Here is a 13,192-nt window from a genome sequence, read left to right on the forward strand (position 1 = left end):
TGGATTAAACGAATGTTAATCTTTTTTAGGTTGAAGAAGTTCATATCCTAGAAAACAATACACAATTAAATATTCTAAAGCTACAAACCATAAGTTTTCTTTCCAAGGAGTGTTTGCATAAGCTTGGTAGCTTAAAATAATTACCACACTCCAAATAACCGGAAATCTATATTTAGTAAAAACAGCTAATATTAATAAGGTTGCAATGTACCAAGGATGCATGGTGGTGGTTGTAAAATAATAAAAAGATAATCCGAATAACATGGCTGTTATTAAATTCTTGAAAAGAATATTCTTTCTAAAAAATGTAAGTATTAAAAGAAAAATAATAGTCAATACAGGCATTACTTTTCCGATAACTGCTATTTCGTTATATCCTCTAAATAAATAGCCTATTTCTCTTGCTAAGTAGTAAAAACTAGCATTAAACTCAAAGTTTCTAAACCATAAACCAACTGAGTTGGAATAATTGTCAATTAATGTAGAAGAAAAGAAAGGAAGAAATAATAAGATGACTGTACTGAGAACAATTATGTAAAAGCTAGTTAGTTGTAAAAAAACTTTTAAGAAGAGTTTTTTATCTCGTTTAACAAACCACTGAAAAAACAGTGGTAAAAACAGCAACGGAATTAATTTTACAGAAACAGAACACGCTAATAAAATAGCAGCAAAAATCCATTTTCGTTGATGTAGTAGATACAAAGACCATACTAAGAAAAACAACATTACAGGTTCAAAATGTAAATTCCCAGTTAATTCAATAATCACAAACGGATTTAGAATGTATAAGAAAATGTTCTGTACGGGTAATTGTAATTTTTCTAATAGTTTTTTTCCAAAGTAAAGAATACCAATGTCTGCAAGAATAATTAGAGTTCTCATTACAACAACACTTCCTAAAATACTCTTATTAGCAAATAGAGCAGCGATTAAAAAACATAATTGATTTATAGGCGGATAATTGGTATAATGACTACCATTCATTTCACCCATTCCGTTATATAATTCGACTGCTTGATTTACTGGATAGTTTCGTTGTTCAATAAATGTTTCAGGTAAAGATAAGTATGGATTGAATCCTTCAAAAATCATTCTTCCGTCCCAGATAAAACGATAAAAGTCTTGTGATAAATTCGGAATAGAGAACAGAAAAACTAATCTAAACAGTAAAGATATTCCTGCTAAAAAACTAAAGTTATCTTGATTGTTTTTCCATAGAAAATAGGCACATGTAAATATAGAAAACCATAAAAAAACCAGTTGACTAAAGTTTGTGCGTACTAAGAAATAACCAATAAAAAAGTACAATAAAATACTAACAAAAACTAAAAGTAGATTGCTGTATTTTTTCAAAAAGGCCATTAAGCTTTTGAGAATATTGATTTATAAAACACGTATCCAAAACCAATAAATAACATGAAGTGAAATGGGAATAAACCAAAATCTCCACCTTGATCTCCAACAATAAAAGCACTGTACATTCCGAAAGCAAAATACAAGGCTAAAAGTCCTTCAATAATAACATTTAAAGAAGGTTTCTTTTTAATGTATTTGTTGTTTTTCCAACTATCTGTAAGCGATTTTATATTGAATTTTGGTGTACGAACAAATTCACTTTTTTTACCAATATGACCTTCTAAAACAGCAATTGTATTGTGTAAAGAGAAGCCCATGGCAATAGAGAAAAAAGAGAAAAATGCTCCAATATATTTTAGGAAATTTAAAAAGCCACCTCCGTAAGTTCGTTTGTACATAAACCAATAGCAAACAAAGAAAATAAGCGTACTAATCACGAAAAAACTCATTACCAAAAAGTACATTTTTAAATGAGTGTATTCGTTCTTAATATACAGCATTGGGATACTTAAAATAGCAACTAAGAAAATACAGGTAAACATAGAGCTGTTCAATAGGTGTAAAACTCCGTGTACTTTTGTTTTAAACGAAATGTTTTTACTTGAAATAATTCGTTTTAACATTTTTTGAAAGTTCTCAGCTCCACCTTTATTCCAACGAAATTGTTGAGAACGAGCAGCACTAATAATTACAGGCAATTCAGCAGGAGTTACTACATTTTCTAAGTACTTAAACTTCCACTTTTTTAATTGTGCTCTGTAGCTTAAATCTAAATCTTCAGTTAAAGTATCTCCTTCCCAGTTACCAGCATCGTAAATACATTCTTTACGCCAAATACCCGCAGTACCGTTAAAGTTAATGAAATGACCTTGGCTATTTCGTCCTACTTGCTCTAAAGTAAAATGGGCATCTAAAGCAAAAGCTTGAATTTTAGTTAAGGTTGAATAATTTCTATTAATGTGTCCCCAACGAGTTTGAACAACTCCAATTTCTGAGTTTTTAAAGTAAGGAACTGTTCTTTCTAACCAATCTTCTTGCGGTAAAAAGTCGGCATCGAAAATGGCAATAAATTCACCTTTGGCAATTTTTAATCCTTCTTTTAAAGCACCAGCCTTAAAACCAACTCTATTTTCACGTCTTATATGTTGAATATCTAAGCCTGTTTTTTGAAGTTCTTCAATATGTTTTGCTGTGGCTATAACAGATTCGTCGGTAGAATCGTCTAAAACTTGAATTTCTAACTTTTCTCTTGGGTATTTTATTTTGGCGATGTTGTTTAACAATCGCTCCATAACATAAAGTTCATTAAATACAGGAAGTTGAATCGTTACATAAGGAACTTCATCTGGATTCGTTAAATCGAATTTAGGAGAATCATCTTTTATTTTACGAGCTTTTAAGTAGTTAAACAGTAGGTTTAACTGTGCTAAAGCATACATGAAAATTAATATTAATGATACTGAATAAATGGTGATGATAATGTATTCTAAAACCATTATTTAAAACTGTATTTAAAGATCCAACCTAAAATTTTAACGCCCGCTAATATACTACCTTTTACGGTTCCTGAAACTTTTGAAACTCCAATTCTGTTTCTGTATTTTACAGGAATTTCTACATATGATAACTTTTGTTTTAATGCTTTTAATTGCATTTCAACAGTCCAACCATAAGTTTTATCTTCCATATTTAAAGCTAATAATTTATCATATTTAATAGCTCTAAACGGACCTAAATCGGTAAACTTAGCTCCAAAAAATAATTTCATTAAAAAGGTAGCTAACCAATTTCCGAAAATTTGTTGCGGAGTCATAGAACCTTGTTCACGTAGTCGTTGTACACGTGCTCCAATTACAAAATCTAGATTATCATTTATAATCGGATTTACAATTTCAGTTAATTGTTCAGGATAATCAGAATAATCTCCATCTAAGAATACAATAATATCTGGTTTGGTTTCTTGTTTAGCTACATAATCCATTCCTTTTAAACAAGCATATCCATAACCTCTTCTGTTTTCTTTTAAAACAGTTGCTCCTGCATTTTTTGCATTTTCTTCCGTGTTGTCGGTAGAATTGTTACTAACAACGATTACTTCATTTACAATAGACGGGATGTCGTTAATAACATTTGCTATTGAGTCTTCTTCATTATAAGCAGGTATAATAACCTTAATAATTGGCTTCATTATCTTAAATCCTTCAAACTATTTTCCTTTCTAAAAGAGGAAAAATCTGTCCATTCGTTTATCTTTTTTCCGTTTTTAAACTTAACGGCTTTGATGAGTTTTTGCTTCTTGTACAGCAAGCAATACCCATTTTTTTGATTGTCTTTTAATTGGCATTTGTGGTTTACATTTCCGTCATTGTCATAATACAACCACCATTTGTTTTGTTTACCTTTTACAAAATGCCCTTCTTTTTCTTTTGATGCATCGTTGCGGTAAAAGTACCAATATTTTGTAGGAAGATTGTTTTTATAATGCCCTTCTTTTTTAACAAGTCCGTTTTCATGATAAAACTTCCAATAGTTAACTTTTTGATCGTTTTTTAGCCAACCTTCTTCTTTTAGATTTCCGTTTGAAAAATAAGATTTATGATATTTTTTTTGTGAAAAAAGTGAAGTAGAAAACCCTAATGATATTACGAAAATTAATATCATGTAAAGTCGCAGAGTCACAAAATTCCCTTCCCAAAGGGAAGGGGTAGGGATGGGCTTCTTACTTTTCATTTACTAATTTCATCAAGTCTACATCGTTTCCTAATAAAACCTCTGTCGGATTTATACGTCCTTTTTCTGGACCATTTTCTAATTTTAAAACTCCACGTGGACATACTGCTGAACAAATTCCACAACCAACACAACTAGAACGAACAATGTTTTCTCCTTTTTGAGCATAAGCTCTAACATCAATTCCTTGCTCACAATACGTAGAACAGTTTCCACAAGAAATACATTGACCTCCATTAGTAGTAATTCTAAAACGAGATTTAAAACGTTGTACTAAACCTAAGTAAGCTGCTAACGGACATCCGAAACGACACCAAACACGGTTTCCAAAAATTGGATAAAATCCTGTACCAATAACTCCAGCAAACCAAGCACCAATTAAGAAACTGTAAGTGTCTTTAATCCATTGAGAATTGATTCCTAAAAATGATTGAGTTCCTGTAAAATAACAGTATAAAGTAACTAAAGTCATTACTAAAGAAAATACCAAAACTGAATGGATTAACCAGCGCTCTAATTTCCATGCGTTTAAACTTTTGTTAGAATGTTGTCTGTATGGGTCTCCTAAAGTTTCTGCTAATCCACCACAACCACAAACCCAAGAACAGTACCATCTTTTTCCGAAGAAGTACACCATTACAGGTACAATTATTAAGGTAAGAACAATTCCCCAAACTAAAATAAACAACCCAATGGCTCCACTATTTCGTAAACTGTCTAAATTCCATTCAAAAAAGAAATCATAATCTAACGGGAATGCATTTTTAAAATCGTACCCAGGCATGTTTAAGCTGGTCATAATTTCAGGAATTAAGAATGCAAATACAATTTGGAAGAATAATACCGAAGTTGTTCTTATAATTTGATATTTGTTATGTCTGTATTTAATGTACATTCTTGTCGCCATTACTACCATGATAACACAGTACAAGAAACCATATACAAACCATTGAGAGGCAGCTCCACCATTTAATGCTTTACTAATTGGGTCTAAAATGTATGTCCAGTTTACTACATAATCTGGCATAAAGTATAGTAGTAGATAGAATACAACTAAATAGATTAAAACTAACCAAGCTATGAGTCCTTTATTCGTGGCAGATTCTAAATAAACTCCGTTGTTTTTTATACCTGCAGGTCCTAATAACTTGTAGTTAGGTAGAATGAACAATAACGCTCCTAAAATACCCAAACCAAATGTTAACCACCATAACAATCCTTGGTTTTCTTTAACGAATCCTTTACCCGCTTTTTTTGCTAATTCAAAACTTAGGGTATGAGGTTTTCCGTAGATTTTATATTGATATTGTTGTCCTTTTGCATCCCAGTTTTTTTCTGCATCGTATTTAGCAATTAAAGCATCGTAATGATCGTTTGAAGCTTTATACGCACCACGAACACGACTTGAGAATTCGAAAATGTTAAGTGATTCAGAAGTAACTACAGCTTTGGTAAGTTCTTCTTTTATGATTTCACTTTTATAGTTTTTCTCTTTTATAAAAGCATCTAATTCGCTTGAAGTTAAACTAAACGAACCAAGAAAAATGCTTCCTGTAAATATGGATAAGGCAATTAAAAAAATGATTAGCCCTGTTTGTTTTATTGCTTTCATATACTATTTATGCGCTAAAGATTCGCTTCCAGCTTTTCTTTTTTAATTGAATATTGGTATTATTTTCTTTATTGAATTTTGAAACAATTTCTGGTTCATGAAGCTTATAAAATTCTGGATCGAAATTGGCATCAGCTAAATGTTCTAAAACATAATCTACAGATTGTTTTTGAGTTAAAGCTCTATCAAAAAACTCGTGACGCATTCTAATTCCGAAAGTATTTATACCAATAAATTCTCTTGAATTTTTATCATAATTTATATGAATACACTTCTTTCCGCTTTCGTGTTCCCAATAAAAACGAGCTTCGTTTTCTTTAGGTTGTGCCCAAACCCATCCATACGTTTGATATTCTATATCAATAAATTTTGCTGAGTTAAACCAATGTCCTGGTTTGTATTCAATTCGGTTACCACAAATGGTTTGTGCAACTGTTTCTCCCATCATTCTTCCTGTGTACCAAACAGCTTCAATAGGCCTACGTTGACCGATAGCTTCGTACTGTTCTGCACAATCGCCAATAGCATAAACGTCTTTGATATTGGTTTCTAAAAATCGATTTACTTTTACACCTCTACCAGTTTCTATATCAGAATCTTTTATAAAACCAATGTTAGGTGAAACTCCAGCGGTTAATCCAACTACATCGCATTCAATTTCTTCTCCTGTTTCAGCAATTACTACCGATTTTGCTTTACCGTTAGCATCGGCTTTTATTTCTTTTAAGTTTACACCTAATCGCAAATCTATATGATTTTCTATAATCTCACGATTAATCATAGCTGATTCTTGTGCTGGTAAAACACCATTCCAAAAACTTTGTTCTCTTACTAAAAATGTAACAGGAATATTTCTACTATGAAGCATTTCTGCTAATTCGATACCAATTAATCCACCACCAACAATTACAGCTCTTTTACACGTTTTATTATCTGGAGCATACTTTTCAAGATTCTCTAAATCTTTTTTGTGGTACATTCCCATAACTCCATCTAAATCTTGCCCTGGCCAACCAAATTTGTTGGGTTTAGAACCTGTAGCTATAATCAATTTGTCGTAAGACAATGTATCTCCTTCAACAAATAGTAGTTCTTTAGTATCGATATTTATTTCAGAAACATATCCTTTTTTAAGTTCAATCCTATTTTTCTTCCAAAACCAAGGTTCGTAAGGTTGTGTGTGTTCAAATTTCATGTGCCCCATATAAATATACATAAGAGCAGTTCGTGAAAAGAAATAGTCAGTTTCTCCAGAAACAATGGTAATTTTCTTATCAGATAATTTTCTGATGTGTCTTGCGGCAGTAACACCAGAAATTCCATTACCAATTATAACAACGTGTTCCATATAAGTTGATTTGCAAATTAGGTCGTTGTTAAAGTTAAGAACTTAATAAAGGTTTTAAATTTAGAATGAGTATAAATAAAATGTGATTGTAAGAGTTGTAGATTAGTAACGACTCATGTACTAATTTGTTAAAAAATAACCAATGAAAAATAAATTAGCCAGTATTTTAGTAATTGCTTTATCATTAAGCTTTAGTAATGGTTTTTCTCAAGAAAATGAAGAAGAACAATCAAATATTCAAACATATACTCCTTCCAAATTATTAAATAAAGGTCAGTGGGATATTAAGTTTTTCAATAATTTATATACTGAAACTAAATTTGCAGATAGTAATGGAAATACTCAAAATAAACTAAGAGAAAATTTCTTTACATCTACAGTTGAGGCTTTTACTGGAGTTTCTGAAAATAATAGAATAAATATTGGTGCTATTATTGAATTTCGTTCTAACACTATTGGAGGTAGACAGGCTTTATCGGTGTTTAGTTTAGAAGATACAAATACAGATAGAAAAGGAATTACTTCGATTGCACCAGCAATTAAGTGGCAACCACTAGAAAATATTGGTAATTTTTCTGTTCAAACAGCAGTTCATATTCCATTAGTGAAAAACGAAACAGAGAATAGAATATTCTTAGATCAAAGTAGTTGGATTTTTCAGAATAGATTCTTTTATGATTACACTTTTTCTGGAGGAAAATGGCAATTATTTACCGAGTTAAACACAGAATATAGTTTTGGAGAAGAAACAAGTTTTGCTAACAATACATTTTTATTAGTACCTGGGGCTTTTTTAAGTTATTTCCCAAGTAGTAAATCTACGGTGTTAGGTTTTGTTCAGCACGCACAACGATTTGGAGATTTTACACAAGATTATACAGCGTTAGGTTTTGGAGGAAAATATCAAATTACTAGGGTTTTAAATTTAGAAGCACTGTATAGTAACTTTGTTAGAGGTAATAATAATGGGTTAGGACAAAGTTTTAATTTAGGGTTAAGAGCATTATTTTAAAATTATAACTAATTTAGAGTATGAAAATATTTAAACTTCTTTTACTAAGTTTAGTGTGCTTCTCATGCTCTAGTCAAACTCAAAAAATAAACGGAGTTAGTTTTGTAGCTTCTTCTGAGGCAATAAACAATAAACATATCCAACCCGTAAAAAAGGTATCAGCGAACTACGTGGCGTTGATGCCTTTTGGTTTTATTAGAAGTATTTCTTCTCCCGAAGTTCAATACAATGCAAAAAGGCAATGGTTTGGAGAAACTAATGAAGGATTAAAACAATACAGTAGCGAGTTTCGTAAGGAAAAAATAAAGGTAATGGTAAAACCTCAAATTTGGGTTTGGAACGGAACGTATACTGGTAAAATTGAAATGAAGTCTGAAGAAGACTGGAAGCAATTAGAAACTTCATACGAGAAATTTATTGTAAGTTTTGCTAAAACTTCAGAAGAATTAAAAGCAGAAATATTTTGTATTGGTACTGAGTTGGAAAAGTTCATTCTACACAGACCAGAATATTGGAAGCAATTAATAGGAAAAATTCGAAAGGTATATTCAGGAAAACTGACCTATGCTGCCAATTGGGATGAGTTTAAACGAGTTCCTTTTTGGAATCTTCTCGACTATATTGGGGTTGATGCCTATTTTCCATTAAGTACAAAACAACAACCTACTTTAGAAGAGTTTGAAAAAGGCTGGTTGCCTCATAAAACAGAAATAGAAAAGGTTCAGCAACAATATCAAAAACCAATTTTATTTACAGAATACGGATATAGAAGTGTTCATTTTACTGGAAAAGAACCATGGGACTCCAATAGAGTAGAAGGGCAAATAAATCATGAAAATCAAAAAAATGGACTACAAGCTCTTTACAATCAGTTTTGGAAAGAAGATTGGTTTGCTGGTGGTTTTGTTTGGAAGTGGTTTCATAATTATGAAAAAGTAGGAGGGATGAAAAACAATCGTTTTACACCTCAAAATAAACCTGCTGAAGAAACAATAAAACAAAATTATGGACTTTAAATCTTGGTGTTATATAATCGTATTTTTGGTATTGGGAGCTTGTTCTTCTGATGACCCTACTATACATACATTACAAGATTTAATTCAAGTAAATTCCCATTTACAACAAGACGAAGTAATTGCTTGTGCAGCTAGTAAAAAAGATAATAATCAAATAGCTTATGTTTTTTATTACCCTATTCCAACGGCTACTAATATTCAATATTTCGAAACAGAAAACACACAGGTTGATAAAAATAACTTTTCACTATATAAGCCGATAGATTTACCAAAAGAAGATGTTTTTAATGGATATTTAGGAAGATTTGTAAGAGATAATAACAAAGAAACTTGGTGTATAGTCACTTACATGTCTAATGGTAAGTTTCATAAATCAAATCCTATTTTATTAAAACATCAAAATAAACCAACTGAATGGACCGATAATGTTACTATAGATTCGAACAGTTCTTTATCTTCAAAATTTTATTGGGAAGATGGAACAGTAAAAGAAAATGCTATTTATTTTCAGGTTTTAACGGATGCTTCAAACAATCTTTTATCAGGAACTTATACGTACGAAAAGTGTTTTCAATATTATAATACTTCAAATGTTGTGCTAAATGTAACTAGAAATGAGCCGCCAAACTTAATCGCTAATAATGAATATCATTTTACAATGATGGGAGTAAGTGAAGATAATTGGGTAAATTTAGTAATTCAAAAAAGCTTCAAAGTCGAATGAGATTAGTTGTTTCTGTTTTATGTTATTTTATCATTTTCAATCTTTTTTCACAAGAAAAGAATATTGAAGAAATCACTATTAGAGGGGCCAAAAAAACAAAGATTTATGAGCTAAAAAAAATATTAGAATCTAAAAAAGGTAAGAAATTAGATTCGGTATTGTTAGCAGAAGATATCATTAGACTAAAACGATTACCTGCAATTTCTCATGCATATTTTCAAGTATTTCATTCACATGAGAATAAATACAATGTATTTGTAAATATAGAAGAGAACTTTACGATAATTCCTGAATTGAATTTTTGGACAACTACAAACAGAAGATTTGCGTATAAAATAGGACTCAATGACTTCAATTTTTTAGGAAGAAATATTGCTTTTGGAGGTTTTTATCAAAATAACGGATTTGATTCTTATGGAATTAATTTTCGTGCTCCAACTTTGTTTTCTGGTAAATGGGGAATTGCATTACATCATCAAAATTGGGTAAGTGAAGAACCACTTTATTTTGATGACCAAACAGCAAATTATAGATATCAAAATATATCATACGAAGTACTCGGTTTGTATCAAATTAATTTCAAACATCAATTACAATTTGGAGTTAATTTTTTTAAAGAAAAGTATGATTATTTAAGCGGAAGTACATCTCCTAATGTCCCAAGGTCTTTAAATGTGAGTAAACGATTATTAAAGTTTGTATATTCATATGATAATCTAGATTATTATTATCAATATATAAGCGGCTTTAAGAGTCAGTTTTATGGACAGTTTGTAACTTCAGAAAATCAATATCAAGATGATTTTTTAATTTTTTGGAACGACTTTTTTTATTACAAACGATTAGGAGAAAAAGGAAATTGGGCAAACCGATTACGTGTAGGTTTATCTTCTAATAATAATACGCCTTTTGCTCCTTTTGCATTGGATAATAATGTAAATCTTAGAGGGGTTGGAATTTTAGTAGATAGAGGTACAGGAAGTATTGTTTGGAATACTGAATATAGACACACATTGTACGAAAATAACTGGTTGGCAATACAAGGTAATGTTTTTAATGATTTTGGTACATGGAGAAACCCTGGAGGAAGTTTAAGCGACTTTTTAGATAGTGATAATGTGCGTGTATATTCGGGAGTTGGGCTACGTTTTATCAATAAAAAAATATTCAATGCAATTTTTAGAATTGATTATGGTTATGGTTTAACCAAAAATGCATCTAAAGGTTTTGTGTTTGGAATAGGACAATATTTCTAATAAAAAAGGCGAGGAATTTACCTCGCCTTTTTAGTATTATTTTTTCTTTGGATGTACCAATTTCATTTCATCAATTAAATGCTTTGCTCCAGCATATTTATCTACGATAAATAATACATAACGAAGATCTACCATGATGTTTCTACAAATTTCTGGATCGTAATTAATATCACTCATCGTTCCTTCCCATACACGGTCGAAGTTTAATCCAACTAAATTTCCTTCAGCATCAATAGCAGGACTTCCTGAGTTTCCTCCAGTAGTATGGTTGGTTCCTAAGAAACACACCGGTACTTTTCCGTTTTTATCAGCATATTGCCCATAATCTTTAGCATCGTATAAATCGCGAAGCTTTTTAGGAACATCAAACTCATAGTCTCCAGGAACATACTTTTCAATGACTCCGTCTAAATAACTCACAGGATTATAGTATACCGCATCTCTTGGAGCATATCCTCTAACCTGTCCATACGTAACCCGTAAAGTACTATTCGCATCAGGGAAATAGCGAGCATTTGGCAACGCTTCCATTAAAGCTTTCATATATTTTTTCTGTAAAGCTGCTATTGCTTGATTCTTTTGTTGGAATTCTGGATTGATCTTAGAATAAAATTCCGAAACCATTGGTTTAGCGTATTGGTAAGCAGCATCTTTATTTAAGTTTTCAACTACTTGTTTAGCATTTCCTTCTAATAATTTTAGAGCTTTGTCTAAATCAGTTAAACTAGTTTTGTTATAAATAGAAGCATCAACGTTTTTAGTATATAGAGGCATTACATTATTAAAAACTCCTTTATCTACATTAACATCATAATTCTTATGAATTCCTTTTAAACGACCAATATAAGATGCTTTTGCTTTTTCAAAGTCTTCTGGTTTATTTAAAGCCGTTTGCTCTAATTGATAAGCTCTAAATGCCATTTGCATTAACTCATTTGTAACCAAGAATACTTCAATAAAGTTTCTTCTTTTAATATTAATGTTGGCGAAATCTTTATATAGTGTCTCGAACTCAGGTAAGATGTTACCATACTTACTTTCTAAACCTTTTTCTTTTAAAGCCTTTTCAAAAGTTGCTTCAAAAGCTTTGCGCTTTTCAATAGCATTACTTTTCTGAATTCCTAAGTTTTCACCAATCCATTTTTTCCAAGCATTGGCAATACGTGCTTGTTTAGATGCGTATTTAATTCTAATGGCATCACTAGCTTTCATTTGTGCATCAATTTCTTTTAATGCTGCTTCTCTAATGGCAATATTACTTGGATTAAACTCTTGGGTTATATGTTTAATGGCTGCTGCTGGTAAATACTCATTGGTACGACCAGGGAAACCAAATACCATGGTAAAATCACCTTCTTCTACACCATCTAAAGACACTGGTAAAAAGTGTTTAGGAGTATAAGGAACATTGTCTTTGCTATATTTTGCAGGACGATTGTTTTTATCAGCATAAATTCTGAATAAAGAAAAATCTCCTGTATGACGCGGAAACACCCAGTTATCGGTATCACTACCAAATTTACCAATACTGCTTGGAGGAGCTCCAACTAAACGTACATCTTCAAACTTTTCAGTAACAAATAAGAAATACTGATTTCCTTTATAAAAAGGACGCACTTTTGCAAGTTGCCAATCTTCTTTCTTTGCTGTTTTAGTAAGTTGGTTGATGTTTTTATCAATGGCAGATTGCTTTTCACGCTCAGTCATAGCATCATTAACTCCAGCTAAAGCTTGCTTGGTAATATCGTCAATGCGTACAATAAATTCTACATACAAACCTTTATTGGGAAGTTCTTCTTTTTGAGTCATAGCCCAAAAACCATCTTTTAAATAATCATTTTCTAAAGAAGAATGTGATTGAATTTGTCCGAAACCACAATGGTGATTGGTTAAAATTAATCCTTTAGGAGAAATTACCTCACTAGTACAACCTCCATTAAAATGACCAATAGCATCTTTTAAACTTGAATTGTTTACATCGTAAATGTCTTTAGCAGTAAGTTTACTACCTAACGATTTCATTTCTTGTTCATTCATGCCTTCTAAAAGTGAAGGAATCCACATTCCACCTTGCTGAGCAAATACTTGAACAAAAAGAAATAAGAATAGAATTTTTATATACTTCATCTGATTTTATA

General features: G+C 31.2%; 11 protein-coding genes. 4 read left to right on the forward strand and 7 right to left on the reverse strand.

Translation table 11 applies throughout. From position 1 onward, the window contains the following. Positions 1 to 15: 15 nt before the first annotated feature. The 6 genes from WH52_RS12900 to WH52_RS12925 are packed head-to-tail and all read right to left on the reverse strand — an operon-like array spanning position 16 to position 7,046. The gene (locus tag WH52_RS12900) at positions 16 to 1,362 is read right to left on the reverse strand and encodes a mannosyltransferase (protein ID WP_086031372.1); all 1,347 of its coding nucleotides are present in this window, start codon (positions 1,360 to 1,362) and stop codon (positions 16 to 18) included. Beyond that, the gene (locus WH52_RS12905) at positions 1,362 to 2,852 is read right to left on the reverse strand and encodes a cellulose synthase family protein (RefSeq protein ID WP_086031373.1); all 1,491 of its coding nucleotides are present in this window, start codon (positions 2,850 to 2,852) and stop codon (positions 1,362 to 1,364) included. Before WH52_RS12905 ends, WH52_RS12900 begins: the two co-directional genes overlap by 1 nt. After that, positions 2,852 to 3,544: a glycosyltransferase family 2 protein gene (locus tag WH52_RS12910; protein WP_086031374.1), complete on the reverse strand. Its 693-nt coding sequence runs from the start codon at positions 3,542 to 3,544 to the stop codon at positions 2,852 to 2,854. The genes WH52_RS12905 and WH52_RS12910 overlap by 1 nt, the downstream gene beginning before the upstream one ends. After that, positions 3,544 to 4,017: a toxin-antitoxin system YwqK family antitoxin gene (locus WH52_RS12915; RefSeq protein WP_086031375.1), complete on the reverse strand. Its 474-nt coding sequence runs from the start codon at positions 4,015 to 4,017 to the stop codon at positions 3,544 to 3,546. The genes WH52_RS12910 and WH52_RS12915 overlap by 1 nt, the downstream gene beginning before the upstream one ends. A 58-nt stretch (positions 4,018 to 4,075) precedes the next feature. Continuing rightward, positions 4,076 to 5,698, reverse strand: a complete 1,623-nt coding sequence (locus tag WH52_RS12920; protein ID WP_086031376.1) for a 4Fe-4S binding protein — start codon at positions 5,696 to 5,698, stop codon at positions 4,076 to 4,078. Positions 5,699 to 5,705: 7 nt separating this feature from the next. Then, the gene (locus WH52_RS12925) at positions 5,706 to 7,046 is read right to left on the reverse strand and encodes an NAD(P)/FAD-dependent oxidoreductase (RefSeq protein WP_086031377.1); all 1,341 of its coding nucleotides are present in this window, start codon (positions 7,044 to 7,046) and stop codon (positions 5,706 to 5,708) included. Between the two features lie 142 nt (positions 7,047 to 7,188). On the opposite strand from WH52_RS12925, the gene WH52_RS12930 reads away from it, so the two are divergent. Genes WH52_RS12930 through WH52_RS12945 form a run of 4 tightly spaced genes read left to right on the forward strand, consistent with a single transcriptional unit; the run spans position 7,189 to position 11,054 of the window. Then, positions 7,189 to 8,058 carry a transporter gene (locus WH52_RS12930; RefSeq protein WP_086031378.1) on the forward strand — a complete coding sequence of 290 codons (870 nt, stop codon included), beginning with the start codon at positions 7,189 to 7,191 and terminating at the stop codon, positions 8,056 to 8,058. Between the two features lie 20 nt (positions 8,059 to 8,078). Next, positions 8,079 to 9,074 carry a glycoside hydrolase family 113 gene (locus tag WH52_RS12935; protein ID WP_086031379.1) on the forward strand — a complete coding sequence of 332 codons (996 nt, stop codon included), beginning with the start codon at positions 8,079 to 8,081 and terminating at the stop codon, positions 9,072 to 9,074. Next, positions 9,064 to 9,798, forward strand: coding sequence for a hypothetical protein (locus WH52_RS12940; protein WP_143592169.1), 735 nt, complete (start codon positions 9,064 to 9,066; stop codon positions 9,796 to 9,798). Before WH52_RS12935 ends, WH52_RS12940 begins: the two co-directional genes overlap by 11 nt. Continuing rightward, positions 9,795 to 11,054: a BamA/TamA family outer membrane protein gene (locus WH52_RS12945; RefSeq protein ID WP_086031381.1), complete on the forward strand. Its 1,260-nt coding sequence runs from the start codon at positions 9,795 to 9,797 to the stop codon at positions 11,052 to 11,054. Before WH52_RS12940 ends, WH52_RS12945 begins: the two co-directional genes overlap by 4 nt. Positions 11,055 to 11,090: 36 nt before the next feature. Here the strand turns inward: WH52_RS12945 and WH52_RS12950 are convergent, their stop codons facing one another. Next, complete coding sequence (locus tag WH52_RS12950; RefSeq protein ID WP_086031382.1) at positions 11,091 to 13,181, reverse strand: S46 family peptidase; 2,091 nt, start codon at positions 13,179 to 13,181, stop codon at positions 11,091 to 11,093. Positions 13,182 to 13,192 lie beyond the last annotated feature (11 nt).

The sequence above is a fragment of the Tenacibaculum holothuriorum genome, from assembly GCF_002120225.1.
GTDB lineage: Bacteria > Bacteroidota > Bacteroidia > Flavobacteriales > Flavobacteriaceae > Polaribacter > Polaribacter holothuriorum.